Origin of the sequence: Gordonia sp. IEGM753 (assembly GCF_050321825.1) — a bacterium.
GTDB lineage: Bacteria > Pseudomonadota > Gammaproteobacteria > Pseudomonadales > Pseudomonadaceae > Aquipseudomonas.
In genome coordinates, this window is sequence record NZ_JBNQGB010000003.1 from 375,857 (window position 1) to 391,186 (window position 15,330).

Sequence of the window (15,330 nt, forward strand, 5' to 3'; positions counted from 1 at the left end):
AATGCATCAACCGACGCTCGGCGTCGAGGCGTGACGCTGAGCGTCACAAGATGTGTGCCCACGCAGAGCGTGGGCACAATCATTTGAACGAGAATCTCCTTGGCCCACCCCGCTCAACGCCGTTGGTATCCACTGGTCTTCGCCATCGCTGCGTTGGTCCTGCTGCCCCTTAGTGTCCTGCTGCTTTCCTGGCAAACCATCGATCATCAGATCTGGTCCCATCTTTGGGAAACCCAGATGCCGCGTCTGCTCGGTAATACGCTGACGCTGGTGCTTGGGGTTGGTGTCGGCGTGACGCTGCTGGGTGTCAGCCTTGCGTGGCTGACCAGCCTGTGTGAATTCCCTGGGCGGCGTTGGCTGGATTGGGCGTTGATGCTGCCGTTCGCGATTCCCGCCTACGTGCTGGCATTCGTTTTCGTCGGCTTGCTGGATTTTGCCGGCCCCGTGCAAACATTGCTGCGAGAAGGGTTCGGCGCGGGGCTGCGTTTGCCCACGGTCCGCTCCACCGGTGGTGTGATCCTGGTATTAGTGCTGGTCTTCTATCCCTATGTTTACCTGTTGGCCCGCACCGCGTTTTTAGCGCAAGGCAAAGGCTTGATGGAAGCCGCTCGAGTCCTTGGCCAATCGCCATGGCAGGCGTTTTGGCGCGTTGCGTTACCAATGGCCCGTCCAGCCATTGGCGCAGGCGTGGCCTTGGCGTTGATGGAAACCCTCGCGGATTTCGGCGCGGTGTCAGTGTTCAATTTCGACACCTTCACAACCGCCATCTACAAAACATGGTACGGCTTCTTCAGCCTATCAACCGCCGCGCAACTGGCGAGCCTGCTGCTGTTGGTGGTGATGGTGGTGCTCTATGGCGAACGTCGCGCGCGCGGTGCCAACCGGGCAAGCAATGAGCGTCCACGCATCAAGGCTCTTTATCACCTGCACGGCTTCAAAGCGCTGGCGGCCACGAGTTGGTGCGCGCTGGTGTTTGCCTGCGCATTTGTCATTCCGATGCTGCAATTGGTGGTGTGGTTCTGGCAGCGCGGGCGTTTTGATCTGGATGAGCGTTACACCGGGCTTATCGTTCATACGCTTTACCTGGGGGGAATGGCGGCGTTGATGACCGTCAGCGTCGCCCTGCTGCTGGCATTTGCCAGGCGTCTGGCGCCGACGCGGGCCATTCGTTCCGGCGTCAGCCTGGCCAACGTCGGTTACGCCTTGCCGGGTTCGGTGCTGGCGGTGTCGATCATGCTGGCGTTCAGTTACCTGGACCGCGAACTGGTCATCCCGGTGTCGAGTTGGCTGGGCGGCGCGGGTAAACCTTTGTTACTGGGCAGCTTGTCGGCGTTGCTGCTGGCTTATCTGGTGCGCTTCATTGCGGTGGCTTACGGGCCACTGGAAAACAGCCTGGCGCGTATACGGCCTTCTTTGCCCGAAGCAGCGCGTAGCCTTGGAGTCAGCGGGCCACGACTGTTTTTCAAAGTGTATCTGCCGTTGTTATTGCCCGGCACCCTGAGCGCCGCACTGCTGGTGTTTGTCGACGTGCTCAAGGAAATGCCTGCGACCCTGCTGATGCGCCCGTTTGGCTGGGACACGCTGGCGGTTCGTATCTTTGAAATGACCAGCGAAGGCGAGTGGGCGAGGGCTTCCCTGCCAGCCCTGACCCTGGTTTTGGTCGGCTTGCTACCAGTCATCGGATTGATTCGAAGGTCGGCGCATCGAAACACCTAGGTGTCAGTCCTACACCTTGCAGCTACAATGCGCGGCATTCGGTGCGGTCCGTCCTACAGACCAAGTGGCTGAAATCGGCTGAAAGCCCTCTAGTTCAAGGCTTTCACCCGTGCAGTGCTTGCCCGCACCTTCGCCACGCCCGGAAGGAGAAACCCATGGGACAGCGTACGCCTCTGTATGACCTTCATCTCGCCCTTGGCGCGAAGATGGTCGATTTTGGCGGTTGGGATATGCCTCTGCATTACGGCTCGCAAGTTGAGGAACACCATCAAGTGCGCCGCGATTGTGGAGTTTTCGATGTATCCCATATGACCGTAATCGATGTCAGCGGCCCTCAGGCCAAGGAATGGCTTCAGCATTTGCTGGCCAATGATGTTGAACGCCTGCACAGCACCGGCCGCGCCTTGTACAGCGCCATGCTCAACGAGAATGGCGGGATCGTCGACGATATGATCGTTTACCGTCTTGAGGACGGTTATCGCCTGGTGGTCAATGCATCCACCCGCGATCAAGACCTGGCGTGGATGCGCGCTCATCTCGATGGCTTTGATGCGCAGATCATCGAGCGCTCGGAGTTAGCGATGCTGGCCATTCAGGGCCCGCACGCCCGGCACAAAATAGGCGAACTGGTGAGCCAGTCTCGCGGCAATCTCATCCAGCTCCTCAAGCCTTTCGAAGGCCAGCCCGACGGTGACTGGTTCATCGCGCGCACCGGTTATACCGGCGAGGATGGGGTTGAAATCATGCTGCCAGCCAGCCAGGCACCGGGGTTTTTAAACGATCTGGTGGGCGCGGGCATTTCCCCGATCGGCCTGGGCGCGCGTGACACCTTGCGAGTCGAAGCCGGCATGAACCTTTACGGTCAGGACATCCACCAGGACGTTTCGCCTCTGGCGTCCAACATGGCCTGGAGCATTGCCTGGGAGCCGGGCACGCGTCAGTTCATCGGCCGTACGGCCCTGGAAGGCGAGCGGGCGGGTGGGGTACAGCACAAATTGGTCGGTCTGGTACTGGAAGAACGCGGGGTTTTACGCGCTCATCAGGTGGTCCGCGTCGCCAATGTTGGCGAAGGGGAGATCACCAGTGGTAGTTTCTCTCCTACGCTTAGCAAGTCGATTGCACTGGCGCGCGTGCCGATGGCGACTGCCGACCGCGCGGAAGTGGAAATCCGTGGCAAGTGGTACCCGGTCCGAGTGGTCAAGCCGACCTTCGTACGCCATGGTAAAACCTTGATCTAAACCTTTTTCTGGCGGACAACGACCGCTGACAATTCTTTTGAGGACACAGAACATGAGCGATATCCCTGCGGACCTGCGTTTTGCCGAAAGTCACGAATGGGCCCGACTTGAAGCCGATGGCACCGTCACCGTGGGCATTAGCGATCACGCTCAGGAGGCTCTGGGTGATGTGGTGTTCGTTGAGCTGACCGAAGTCGGAACAGTCTTCGCGGCTGGCGGCCAGGCGGGTGTAGTGGAGTCGGTCAAGGCTGCCTCGGACATCTACTCCCCGGTTGCCGGTGAAGTCATTGCAGTCAATGAAGACCTGAGCGGCTCGCCTGAACTGCTCAATACCGACCCGTACGGCGCATGGATCTTCAAGCTCAAGCCGAGCAACGCTGCCGAGATGCAAAAGCTGCTTGATGCCGCAGGCTACAAAGCCGCTATCGGCGAATAATCTTCGACCTGAAACATCCATGTGGGAGCGGGCTTGCTCGCGAAAGCGGTGTATCAGTCAATATTTATCTCGACTGACACGCCCTCTTCGCGAGCAAGCCCGCTCCCACAGGTTTACGGCTTCAGTACAGCTTTGACCGCTGCCACCGACCGCTCAACATCCGTTTTGCTCATGGCAGTGAACATCGGCAATGAAACAATCAGCCGACCAACACGTTCCGCCACCGCAAACATGCCCTCCTTGAAACCGCGCTCGCGGTAAAGGCTCAGCAGGTGAATCGGCGGGTAGTGATAACCGATCCCCACCCCTAACGCCTGCATCTGCTCCATGAATGTGGCTCGCGCTGGCTTGCCGTCGCTGCGTTCCGGCAGCACCAGTTGAAACAAATGCCAGTTGCTGTTTTCGAAATCCGCCGGCGGCAGTTGAGCCCCGTATTGCGCTTCGAAATCGTCCCCGAAACATGCAAAGTAGTGCTTGGCCAACATTCGACGGTGCGCGGTGATGGCCTCGATGTGGGCGAATTGCCCCAGGCCGATGGCTGCGGCGACGTCGGTCATGTTGAACTTCCCGCCCAGCACATCCACGTCGAGTCCATCGAACCCGCTGCGAGTCACGCCCTGCAAACGGTATTTTTCTGCCAGCCGTACCTCTTCTTCCGTGTTCAGCACCAAACAGCCGCCTTCAGAGCTGGTGACGTTTTTGTTCGCCTGGAAACTGAAGGACACGAAGTCGCCAGTCGCTCCGATGCGCTGCCCGTTCCAGCTCGAACCCAGCGCTTGAGCCGCATCTTCGATAATCCTCAAATTGTGTTTTTCAGCGATTGCATACAGGCGACTCATGTCCAGCGGCAGCCCGGCGAGGTACACCGGAATAATCGCTTTGGTGCGCGGCGTGATCGCCGCTTCCAGCTGATCAAGGTCGATGTTGCGCGTGACCGGATCAATGTCGGCGAACACCGGCGTCGCGCCGACTTCCAGAATCACGTTCGCGGTGGCGACCCAGGAAATGGGCGTGGTAATCACTTCATCGCCCGGCCCTATGCCGGCAATGCGCAAAGCGATTTCCATGGTGCAAGTGCCGGAATTGAACGTGCGCACCGGGCGCCCGCCAAAATATTCCGACAGTTGGGCTTCGAAAGCCTGAACCTTGGGGCCGCTGGTGATCCAGCCTGAGCGCAGTACGTCGCCGACAGCCGCAATCGTGGCTTCGTCGATGGTGGGTTTGGAAAAGGGCAGGAAAGGCAATTGGCTCATAAACGTAAACACCCGATCAGCGGACAGTAGGCATGCGCCGAGCATGATGATCCCGATTGGCCGACGGCGCCATCCGTGCGCATGAGTATCGACTGCTATGCTGCTTTGACCGTGTTGCATCGACGCTGAGCGCCAGTCAAGAGAGAGCCCGTCATGTCCCAGTTGCCGTCCTTGAGCCAGTTACGCGACCCCAACGCTTTTCTTCGCCGCCACCTTGGACCGGATGCCGCCGAGCAACAAGCGATGCTCGACAGCCTCGGCTTGGGCAGCCGCGTCGAGCTGATCGAGCAAACAGTGCCGCCGGGAATCCGCCTTAACCGGGCGCTCGATTTGCCGCCCGCCCTCGACGAGGAGGCGGCGCTGGCCAAATTGCGCGGTTACGCCGAGCAGAACCAACTCTGGACTAGCCTTATCGGCATGGGCTACCACGGCACACTCACGCCCTCGGTGATCGCGCGTAATGTGCTGGAAAATCCTGGCTGGTACACCGCATACACACCTTACCAGCCGGAAATAGCTCAGGGCCGGCTCGAAGCACTGCTGAATTTCCAGCAACTGACCATCGACCTTACGGGGCTGGAACTGGCGAATGCTTCGTTGCTGGATGAAGCCACTGCGGCGGCGGAGGCCATGGCCCTGGCCAAACGCGTGGCCAAGTCCAAGAGCACGCTGTTTTTCGTTGATGAAAACTGTCATCCGCAGACTATTTCGGTGGTGCAGACTCGAGCCGAAGGTTTTGGTTTTGAGTTGATTGTCGATGCTGTGGATAACTTGAAGCAGCACCAGGTATTTGGCGCGCTGCTGCAATATCCTGACACCCACGGCGAGATCCGCGACTTACAGCCCTTGATCGATTACCTGCACGCGCAACAAGCGCTGGCGTGTGTAGCGACCGATCTGCTAAGCCTGTTACTGCTGACGCCGCCGGGAGAGTTGGGGGCTGACGTGGTGTTCGGTTCGTCGCAGCGTTTCGGTGTGCCAATGGGCTACGGTGGTCCGCATGCCGCTTTTTTTGCCAGCCGCGATGAGTACAAGCGAGCAATCCCGGGGCGGATCATCGGCGTATCGAAAGACGCCCGTGGCAATGTCGCGCTGCGCATGGCCTTGCAAACCCGTGAGCAACATATTCGGCGTGAGAAGGCCAACTCGAACATCTGCACCGCTCAAGTGCTGCTGGCCAATATCGCGAGTTTTTATGCGGTTTATCACGGCCCTGAAGGTCTGAAGCGCATCGCCCAGCGTGTTCATCGGTTGACGTGCATTCTTGCCGCTGGCCTTGAGCGTCACGGCATCGCTCGGCTTAACCAGCACTTTTTCGACACCCTGACTCTAGACGTCGGCGGTACCCAAACTGCGATTATCGACAGCGCTCGAGCTGCGCACATCAACCTGCGAATTTTGGGGCGTGGGCGACTGGGGCTGAGCCTCGATGAAACCTCTGACGAAGCTACCGTGGCCAAACTGTTCGACGTGTTCCTCGGGGCGGACCATGGGTTGAATATCGAAGCCCTCGATGCTGAAGCGCTGGCTAGCGGCATTCCCGACCGTTTGTTGCGCACGTCACCGTATCTGCGCCATCCGGTGTTCAGCGCCCATCACAGCGAAACCGAGATGTTGCGCTATCTCAAACAGCTGGAAAACAAAGACCTTGCGCTCAACCAGTCAATGATCCCGTTGGGTTCCTGCACCATGAAACTCAATGCCACCAGTGAAATGATCCCCATTACGTGGCCGCAATTCGCCAACATGCACCCGTTTGTACCCAAGGAGCAGGCGCTAGGTTACTCGCTGATGATCGAGGAACTGGAGCGTTGGCTCTGCGCGATTACCGGTTTTGATGCGATCTGCATGCAACCCAATTCTGGCGCGCAAGGCGAGTACGCAGGGTTACTGGCGATTCGTAAATATCACGAGAGCCGCCATCAAGCTGCACGGGATATCTGTTTAATTCCATCCTCTGCCCACGGTACCAACCCTGCTTCGGCGCAAATGGCCGGCATGCGGGTGGTCATCGTCGAATGCGACGAGGCGGGCAACGTGGATCTGGATGACCTGAAAATCAAAGCCGCGAATGCGGGTGAAAAACTCGCCTGCCTGATGGCTACTTATCCGTCCACTCACGGGGTGTACGAGGAGGGCATCAGCGAAATCTGCGAAGTTATCCACAGCCATGGCGGCCAGGTGTATATGGATGGTGCCAACCTCAACGCTCAGGTCGGTTTGGCGCGGCCGGCGGACATCGGCGCCGATGTGTCCCACATGAATCTGCACAAGACCTTTTGTATTCCGCATGGCGGCGGCGGGCCGGGCATGGGGCCGATTGGTGTTCGGGCGCACCTGGCGCCTTTTGTGGCCAATCACCCTGTGGTGCCCATCGAGGGGCCTTTACCGCAGAACGGGGCCGTGAGCGCGGCACCTTGGGGTAGCGCGAGCATTCTGCCGATCAGTTGGATGTATATCGCCATGATGGGGCCGCAACTGGCCGATGCCAGTGAAGTAGCGATTTTGGCTGCGAACTATCTGGCCCGGCATCTTTCAGGCGCATTTCCGATTCTCTATACCGGACGAAACGAGCGTGTCGCCCACGAATGCATTCTGGATTTGCGACCGCTGAAGGCGCTGACCGGTATCAGTGAGGAAGACGTTGCCAAGCGTCTGATGGACTACGGCTTTCATGCGCCGACCATGTCATTTCCGGTGCCGGGCACATTGATGGTCGAACCCACTGAAAGTGAATCGAAGGCTGAACTGGACCGCTTTATCGGCGCAATGCTGAGTATTCGTGCAGAAATCACCGAAGTGCAAAACGGCAACTGGTCGGCTGAAGACAATCCGCTCAAAAGGTCGCCGCACACGTTGGCGGACATCACCGGGGTGTGGGATCGGCCTTACACCATTGAGCAAGCCGTAACGCCGGATGCTCACACCAAGGTTCATAAATATTGGCCAGTGGTGAATCGGGTGGACAACGTCTACGGCGATCGCAATCTATTTTGCGCGTGTGTGCCGGTCGACGATTACCGCTGAGGCATCGCACTCTCAAACCAATGTGGGAGCGGGCTTGCTCGCGAATACGTTTTATCAGCCACATGATCTGTAACCGTTACACGGTATTCGCGAGCAAGCCCGCTCCCACAGGGTTTCAAGGCTTATTCGGACGCAACCGCATTCTTGGCCAGGATGGCGTTAGCCAGTTCCATGTCGGTGGCGTGCAGGTCCGGATTGTCGGCGCGTACTTTTTGCATTGCGGCTTCCAGGTATGGGCCGCGGATATTGCCGTCGCTGGCAACGAAGCTGCCGGCGTCATCCTGAGCGGCAACGATCAACTTGTGATCCTTGAAGGTCAGGTACGTAGAGCCGGTAGTTGCACCCGACGATATGACGTTACGCCAAAAGCCGTCGGCCATCGCCGAGCCGACTGGAAGGGACAGCAAAGCGATTGTAGCGACAGCAATTCTGAGACGCATGATGGGTGACTCCACTGGGTTATCTACGGCGTTTGATTGCCAATCACCCAGTCGAGTTCCATCGAGGCCGATTACACCGGTTCGACCAGCAAAACCGCACCTTGCTGCTCGATCACCCGCACTCGACTACCGAGCGCTGCGTCAGGCCCTCGTGCTATCCACACGCCGTCGGCGACCTTTATCTTGCCGCGGCCATCGACGATGGCTTCATGCACCACGAAGGTTTTGCCGATCAGTTCTTGTCCGCGCAAGTTGAGGTTTGGTTGATCGCTTTCGCGTACCGCACTGCGTTGGCGCCACCACCAGAAAAGGGCCGTGCCGATGGACAACATGCCAAACAGGAGAAACTGCCATTCCCACGAAATGCCCGGCAACACGAATGTCACCACGCCCACCGCTGCGGCGGCCATGCCGATCCACAGCAAGTAACCACCCGCACCGAACACTTCAAGTATCAGCAGCACCGTGCCTAATGCCAACCAATCCCAGAACGATAAATGTTGCAGGAATGCCCACATGGCGTGCCTCAGACTTTCTTGTTGTCGAACGTGGCTTTGACGATTTCACCGATACCACCCACGGCGCCGATCATCGAGCTGGCTTCCAGCGGCATCAGGATCACTTTGCTGTTGTTGGCGGAGGCCAGTCGGCCCAGCGCATCGATGTATTTTTGTGCGACGAAATAGTTGACCGCTTGCACGTTGCCGCCAGCGATGGCTTCGGACACCACTTTGGTAGCCTGGGCTTCGGCTTCGGCCTGACGTTCACGCGCTTCCGATTCGAGGAACGCGGCCTGACGACCACCCTCGGCCTCGAGAATTTGGGCCTGCTTTTTACCCTCGGCGGTCAGGATCGCTGCAGCACGCAGGCCTTCGGCTTCAAGGATTTGGGCACGTTTGATCCGCTCGGCTTTCATCTGTCCCGACATTGCAGCCATCAGGTCTGCCGGAGGACTGATGTCCTTGATTTCAATCCGGGTGATTTTGATGCCCCACGGCGCCGTGGCTTCATCAACGGTGCGCAACAGCCTCTCATTGATACCGTCACGCTGGCTGAGCATTGCATCCAGCTCCATGGAACCCAGTACGGTACGAATGTTGGTTTGTAGCAGGTTGCGAATGGCGTGCTCGAGGTTGTTTACTTCATAAGCCGCCTGGGCGGTATTGACTACCTGGAAGAAACACACGGCATCGATTTGCACGGTGGCGTTATCGGCGGTGATGACTTCCTGTGGCGGGATGTCCAGGACGCTTTCCATCACGTTGATCTTGCGACCAATGCGATCCATCACTGGAATGATGATATTCAGGCCTGGCTTGAGGGTGTTGGTGTAGCGGCCGAAACGCTCGACCGTCCACTGATAACCCTGAGGTACAACCTTGAAGCCCATGAACAGAATGACGACCACCAGGCCGACAAAAAGTAAAAGCACGCTACCGATCTGCATAACGATTCCCTGTTGATTGTGGATCTATGAAGTTGCAATCGCAGGAGTGTAGCGGCGTAGGTCGGGGATAAGAACCGGTTAGTCCCCGCTGCATCATCAGGAGACACAAAAGGATTTCATTTTTGTTCGCTCTGCGGTGTCACCCGCAGCACTTCTTCGATGGTGGTAAGCCCGGCGGCCACTTTTTGAGCGCCTGATAACCGCAGGCTGCGCATGCCTTCCTTGAAGGCCTGGCGTCGTACTGCCAACAAATCGGTGTCTGGGCCGATCAGCGCTTTCACGCCGTCAGTCAGTTGCATGATTTCGTACACCCCGGCGCGCCCGCGATACCCGGTGTCGCGGCACTCGGGACAGCCAATGGCGCGTTGGGCATTGCCGGGCAACGGTGCTTGCCAGGGTTTGGTCAGTGTTTGCCAGTCTTCTTCGCCCAGCGTCAGGGGTGCCTTGCAATGCGGGCACAGGGTGCGCACCAATCGCTGGGCCATGATCCCCAGTACCGTGGCTTTGATCAGGTAATGCGGCACGCCCAGTTCCAGCAAGCGGCTGATGGCGCTTGGCGCATCGTTGGTGTGCAACGTCGAAAGCACCAAGTGACCGGTGAGCGCGGCCTGAATCGCCATTTCGGCGGTTTCGAGGTCGCGGATCTCGCCGATCATGATGATGTCCGGATCTTGGCGCATCAATGCGCGTACACCGCTGGCAAAGGTCAGGTCGATGTTGTGCTGGACTTGCATCTGGTTGAATGCCGGTTCGACCATTTCGATCGGGTCTTCGATGGTGCAGAGATTGACCTCTGGCGTCGCGAGTTTCTTCAGTGTGGTGTAAAGCGTGGTGGTCTTGCCCGAACCTGTGGGGCCCGTGACCAGAATGATGCCGTGTGGCTGGCTGGTCATGTCACGCCAGCGGCGCAGGTCTTCGGCGGAAAACCCCAACTGGTCAAAGTCTTTTAGCAGGACTTCCGGGTCGAAGATCCGCATGACCATTTTTTCGCCGAAGGCTGTCGGTAACGTCGACAGCCTTAATTCGACTTCGCCACCGTCCGGGGTTTTGGTTTTGACCCGGCCATCCTGCGGCTTGCGTTTTTCCGCGACGTTCATTCGCCCGAGGCTCTTCAGGCGGCTGACGATCGCCATGGTCACTTGTGGCGGGAATTGATAAACGTTATGCAGCACGCCGTCGATGCGAAACCTTACCGTACCTTGCTCGCGTCGGGGCTCGATGTGGATATCGCTGGCGCGCTGCTGGAAGGCGTACTGGAACAACCAGTCGACGATGTTGACGATGTGCGCATCGTTGGCGTCCGGCTCCTGGTCGCTGGCGCCGAGGTTAAGCAATTGTTCGAAGTTGCCCAGCGTGTTGATTTGCTGGTCGGCATTGGTTGCGCCGCTGACCGATTTTGCCAGGCGAAAAAACTCTACGCTGAAGCGTTGGATGTCGACTGGATTAGCCACAACCCGTTTGATCGGCAACTTCAGCACGTGGGTCAGGTCTGCCTCCCACCCAGTGACGTAAGGCTGGGCGCTGGCAACGGTCACCGCGTCACGGTCGATGGACACCGCAAGAATCTTGTGGCGCTGGGCGAACGCGTAAGACATCAGCGGGGTGATGGCCGCGACGTTGATTTTCAGCGGATCGATGCGCAGGTACGGCTGGCCAGCCTGCTGCGACAGCCACAGCGTCAGGCTCTCCAGGTCGAGGTGTTTGCCCGGACGGCTAAGGTCGTCCAGGTGCTGGCTGGCGATGAACTCCAGCGGATGCAGTTGCCCATTGGCAGCGTGTCGGCGGCGGGCATTCAGCGCTTGTTCGGCCGCATCCTGGCTGATAAAGCCTTGGGCGACCAGTTCACGCAGCAAATCATTGAGATCCAGCCAGCGGTCCTGAATGGCAAGTTGAACGGACATGCGGGCTCCTCATGAACAACAGTTCGCAAAGGATAGTCGCGCACCCGCCAACCGTTGGGCCACTACTCGACAAAGCCGTGTCGAGTTTTCTCAACCCGCCGCTTGAGCGGGTTCATCCCACGCACAATCAGCCGCTTGCAGGTCTACCGAGCAGACGCTGATCAGGTTACGTAATTTTTCTGCAATTACCTGTGCACGGTGCCAACTGAGGCCGTCGATGACGATGTCGATCGACATCAAATCGTCCGTTCGCTGCACATTCACCTGCTGCGGCGTCAGGCACTGCAGGGCAAACAGATTCAGTGCGCGGCACAGCACATCCGGCTCGGCTTCGGCCAGTAATTGATACTGAACACGGCAGTGAGCATTGCCGACGTTCCAGGCATCTGCCCGGGTTTGCGGTGTGTTGACAGCTTCCAAGTGCGGCATGGTGATTCCCCTTAATTACTGGAGGAATTTTTACATTCTGCGCGGGGCATTTCTTATCTATGATGGGCCGTATCAGGCATTTTTCGAATCGAATGATTCGCCAAATCATCAATTTAAGGTTCAATTATGCACAGCGAGCTGGATGGCTATGACCGCAAGATTCTGGCGTTACTGCAAGAGGACGCTTCGCTGTCCAGTGCGCAAATAGCCGAACAGGTAGGGCTTTCTCAATCACCGTGCTGGCGGCGTATTCAGCGGATGAAGGAGGAGGGAATCATTCGGGGTCAGGTGACACTGCTTGATCGCAAGAAAATCGGGCTGAACACACAGATTTTCGCCGAGATCAAACTCAACGCCCATGGCCGCTCGAATTTCACCGAGTTCACCGAGGCGATCCGCGGCTTCCCTGAAGTGCTGGAGTGTTATGTCTTGATGGGGTCGGTGGATTTTTTGCTGCGAATCGTGACGGCGGACATCGAAGCGTACGAGCGCTTCTTCTTCGAAAAATTATCGATGGTGCCGGGGATCCAGGAGGTCAACTCGATCGTGGCGTTATCGGAGATCAAGTCCACCACCTGTTTGCCGGTCTGAAATTCAGGGGGATTTGCTGCCCCCATCGCTAGCAGGCTTGCCCCCACAGTGGCGTGCATTGCAACTGTGGGAGCCAGCCAGCCAGCCAGCCAACCTGCTGCTGGCGACGGCGGTATTACATGCGCAGCAGCATTTTCCACGCGCGATTCTGATACACCGCAATCGCCTGCTGCTTGCGCGCATCCAGCGATTCATCGGTGATCGGCTCATTGGCCAGTTGCGCGAGTTTGTTCAGCTCACCGTACAGGCGATCCATTTCCGGGATATCAAGCACGTTGCGGGCGTGGTGCATCCACGCCTGGATGCGTTCGATGCGCGGCAGTTGCTCTGCCAGGTCTTCTGGCTGTTGCTGATACCGTTGCAATTGCAGGGACGTCGCTTCCTCGCCTAGCAGGCGCGGCAACCAGCTACCCAGTTGGGCAGCGCCCTGGCGATTGCCACGCACGTTGCGATCGGCAGTCCAGGTGCGGGCCAGCAACCAGCGCGAGGTGTTCAGCGAGAACAGGCCCCAACGTGGGTCTTGCAGCTCTTCGAGGAACTGCTCCGGCGCCGCTTTGCGCACGTCTTCGTCATCAAGGCCTGCTTGAACCAGCGGGCGCCAGTCTTCCAGCAATGCGTCCAGCGCAATGCGCAGATCGTGAGTCGATTGGCGCGGCGCGGCTTGGCCCAGGCTGCTGAGCAGCGCGCGCAATTCGGCGAGGTTCTCGACCCAGTCTTGCAGCAGGCGCCAATGGCCATTGAAGCGATACTGCTCGGCCAGTCGCTGGCTGCTGCCCAGCAGGTGCCAGGCCAGCGCGGCGAAGGCGTCGTCCAGCGGCATCTCTGCAGTGATCTGAGGCGCAGGCAGGCTCAGCGAATAGCTGTTGGCGTCGTACAAGCGATAGCCGCGCTCGGCCTTGCTGATATCGCAAGGCATCAAGGCCAGCGTTGCGGCCAGCTCGGCGGCCAGTTCCAGCAGGGCGGCCGGCTCGCCTTCACGCAATTCCAGCTCCAGCTCGCAGATTTCTTCTTTCTGCTTGCCGACCACCACATGGCCCAGGTCCAGCGCGGCTTCGATGACCACTTTGGTCTTGCCACGGCCCCACGCGATTTCAGCGCGTTCGCGAACGAAATCGGTGGTGAAGATCGGCTTCAGGGTTTTCTTGTCGAGTTCGGCCAGTTCTGCAGGCCAGCATTCGCCGTCGAGTTTTTTTACGTCGAGTTTGGCTTTCGGCAGATTCCAGTCGTATTCATTACGTTCCGACAGGCCGGCAATGCTTTGGCCGCGGGTCTTGAGCGTCTGGATCACTTCTTCACCGTCGCGGCGCAAGCGCAGGGCAACCTTGGCGCGTGCCAGGTCGCGCTCTGGCGTGTCGAAGTATTGGTTCATCAGTTCACGGCGTTCCCAGCCACTTTTGTTGCGTTTTTTCAGTAGCGGGTGCTCGCGCAGGGCTGCGAGGGTTTCGCGGCTGACGCGGAGTTTGATTTCAGTTTCTTTCTGCATGGCCGGAAAATCCAGGATCGGGAGCGCAGCCGGGGGAATGTGTGGCTGCCAAGGTCGTGCAGTGTACAGGACTCATCTGTCCTCCGCGCCGCGACGGTTTATTCCTGTCGCCGGATGGTTCTATGATGGACTTCAAATCGTGTGTTGGGAGTCAGCGATGCCTTTGCCGTCCATGAAAGAACAATTCGCTGCGTTGATCGCTGCTCCGTCTGTCAGTTGCACACAACCCAGCCTCGACCAAACCAATCGCCCGGTCATCGACTTGCTGGCGACCTGGCTCAGTGACCTGGGTTTTGCGTGCGACATCCAGCCCGTCAGCCCCGGCAAATTCAATCTGCTGGCCAGTTTTGGTTCCGGCCCCGGTGGCCTGGTGCTCGCCGGTCACAGCGACACGGTGCCGTTTGACGGTGCGTTGTGGAAAACCGATCCGTTGAAACTGACAGAGGTCGATGGTCGTTGGGTGGGGTTGGGCAGTTGCGACATGAAGGGCTTTTTCGCGCTGGCCATCGAAGCCGTCAAGCCGTTGCTCGACCAGCCTTTCAAACAGCCGCTGCTGATACTTGCGACATGCGATGAAGAAAGCTCGATGTCCGGCGCTCGCGCCTTGGCCGCTGCCGGGCGCCCGCTGGGTCGTGCGGCGGTTATCGGCGAGCCGACCGGCCTCAAGCCAATACGCCTGCACAAAGGCGTTATGATGGAACGCATCGATATTCTGGGGCGCAGTGGTCATTCTTCCGACCCAAGCCTGGGCCACAGCGCCCTTGAAGCGATGCACGATGCCATTGGCGAGCTGCGCGGTTTGCGGCTGCTATGGCAGCGTGAATTTCGCAATCCGCAGTTCAGCGTGCCGCAGCCAACCATGAACTTCGGTTGCATTCATGGCGGCGATAATCCCAACCGTATCTGCGGCCAGTGTTCTCTGGAATTCGACTTGCGGCCACTGCCAGGCATGGACCCTAAAGCCTTGCGGGCAGCGATTTTGCAGAAGCTCAACCCGATTGCCGAGCGGCATCAGGTGAAAATCGACTACGCGCCGTTGTTTCCAGAAGTGCCGCCATTCGAGCAGGCCGAGGATGCCGAATTGGTGCGGGTGGCTGAAAAGCTCACCGGTCATCGCGCCGAAGCAGTAGCGTTCGGCACCGAAGCGCCTTATCTTCAGCGACTTGGCTGCGAAACGCTGGTGTTGGGCCCGGGTGATATCGCCTGTGCGCACCAACCGGGGGAATACCTCGAAATGTCACGTTTGCAGCCTACCGTGCATCTATTACGTCAATTGATCGAACACTATTGCCTGACACCGGCGCAAAGCCTTTAATCGCCGTTGTTAAAACCCGTATTCATGAGGAGAGCGCGCGTGTCGCCAAGCCTG

The 15,330-nt window shown here is 58.5% G+C and carries 13 protein-coding genes; 6 read left to right on the plus strand and 7 right to left on the minus strand.

What is annotated here, in order from left to right:
• The first annotated feature begins 99 nt into the window (after window positions 1–99).
• From ACQR3R_RS18695 to gcvH, 3 genes are all read left to right on the plus strand, one after another.
• Window positions 100–1,716 (plus strand): ABC transporter permease subunit, encoded by a 1,617-nt coding sequence (locus tag ACQR3R_RS18695; protein WP_428274077.1) that lies wholly within the window; start codon window positions 100–102, stop codon window positions 1,714–1,716.
• A 155-nt stretch (window positions 1,717–1,871) separates the two neighbouring features.
• A complete protein-coding gene (gene gcvT / locus ACQR3R_RS18700) occupies window positions 1,872–2,954 on the plus strand; it encodes a glycine cleavage system aminomethyltransferase GcvT (RefSeq protein ID WP_428274079.1) in 1,083 nt (360 codons plus the stop codon).
• Between the two features lie 52 nt (window positions 2,955–3,006).
• The gene (gene gcvH / locus ACQR3R_RS18705; protein WP_428274083.1) at window positions 3,007–3,390 is read left to right on the plus strand and encodes a glycine cleavage system protein GcvH; all 384 of its coding nucleotides are present in this window, start codon (window positions 3,007–3,009) and stop codon (window positions 3,388–3,390) included.
• A 113-nt stretch (window positions 3,391–3,503) separates the two neighbouring features.
• Here the strand turns inward: gcvH and ACQR3R_RS18710 are convergent, their stop codons facing one another.
• The gene (locus ACQR3R_RS18710; RefSeq protein ID WP_428274085.1) at window positions 3,504–4,643 is read right to left on the minus strand and encodes a DegT/DnrJ/EryC1/StrS family aminotransferase; all 1,140 of its coding nucleotides are present in this window, start codon (window positions 4,641–4,643) and stop codon (window positions 3,504–3,506) included.
• Window positions 4,644–4,796: 153 nt separating this feature from the next.
• Between ACQR3R_RS18710 and gcvP the strand changes: the two genes are divergently transcribed.
• On the plus strand, window positions 4,797–7,670 hold the full coding sequence (gcvP, locus tag ACQR3R_RS18715; RefSeq protein ID WP_428274087.1) for an aminomethyl-transferring glycine dehydrogenase: 2,874 nt from the start codon (window positions 4,797–4,799) through the stop codon (window positions 7,668–7,670).
• A gap of 122 nt (window positions 7,671–7,792) precedes the next feature.
• Here gcvP and ACQR3R_RS18720 read toward each other — a convergent pair whose 3' ends face one another.
• The 5 genes from ACQR3R_RS18720 to ACQR3R_RS18740 all read right to left on the minus strand — a co-directional run bounded on the left by ACQR3R_RS18720 (window position 7,793) and on the right by ACQR3R_RS18740 (window position 11,887).
• On the minus strand, window positions 7,793–8,110 hold the full coding sequence (locus ACQR3R_RS18720; RefSeq protein ID WP_428274089.1) for a DUF2388 domain-containing protein: 318 nt from the start codon (window positions 8,108–8,110) through the stop codon (window positions 7,793–7,795).
• 71 nt (window positions 8,111–8,181) lie between these two features.
• Entirely contained in the window at window positions 8,182–8,628 is a 447-nt protein-coding gene (locus ACQR3R_RS18725; protein ID WP_428274091.1) for an NfeD family protein, read from the minus strand.
• Window positions 8,629–8,636: 8 nt separating this feature from the next.
• The gene (locus ACQR3R_RS18730; RefSeq protein ID WP_428274093.1) at window positions 8,637–9,557 is read right to left on the minus strand and encodes an SPFH domain-containing protein; all 921 of its coding nucleotides are present in this window, start codon (window positions 9,555–9,557) and stop codon (window positions 8,637–8,639) included.
• Between the two features lie 116 nt (window positions 9,558–9,673).
• Window positions 9,674–11,458 carry a type IV pilus assembly ATPase TfpB gene (locus ACQR3R_RS18735; RefSeq protein WP_428274095.1) on the minus strand — a complete coding sequence of 595 codons (1,785 nt, stop codon included), beginning with the start codon at window positions 11,456–11,458 and terminating at the stop codon, window positions 9,674–9,676.
• Window positions 11,459–11,548: 90 nt separating this feature from the next.
• Window positions 11,549–11,887, minus strand: coding sequence for a hypothetical protein (locus tag ACQR3R_RS18740; protein ID WP_428274097.1), 339 nt, complete (start codon window positions 11,885–11,887; stop codon window positions 11,549–11,551).
• Window positions 11,888–12,013: 126 nt separating this feature from the next.
• On the opposite strand from ACQR3R_RS18740, the gene ACQR3R_RS18745 reads away from it, so the two are divergent.
• Window positions 12,014–12,478 (plus strand): Lrp/AsnC ligand binding domain-containing protein, encoded by a 465-nt coding sequence (locus tag ACQR3R_RS18745; protein ID WP_428274099.1) that lies wholly within the window; start codon window positions 12,014–12,016, stop codon window positions 12,476–12,478.
• 115 nt (window positions 12,479–12,593) lie between these two features.
• Here ACQR3R_RS18745 and ACQR3R_RS18750 read toward each other — a convergent pair whose 3' ends face one another.
• Window positions 12,594–13,961 (minus strand): CYTH domain-containing protein, encoded by a 1,368-nt coding sequence (locus ACQR3R_RS18750; RefSeq protein WP_428274101.1) that lies wholly within the window; start codon window positions 13,959–13,961, stop codon window positions 12,594–12,596.
• A gap of 157 nt (window positions 13,962–14,118) precedes the next feature.
• On the opposite strand from ACQR3R_RS18750, the gene argE reads away from it, so the two are divergent.
• Window positions 14,119–15,276, plus strand: a complete 1,158-nt coding sequence (gene argE / locus ACQR3R_RS18755) for an acetylornithine deacetylase (protein ID WP_428274103.1) — start codon at window positions 14,119–14,121, stop codon at window positions 15,274–15,276.
• Window positions 15,277–15,330: the final 54 nt, after the last annotated feature.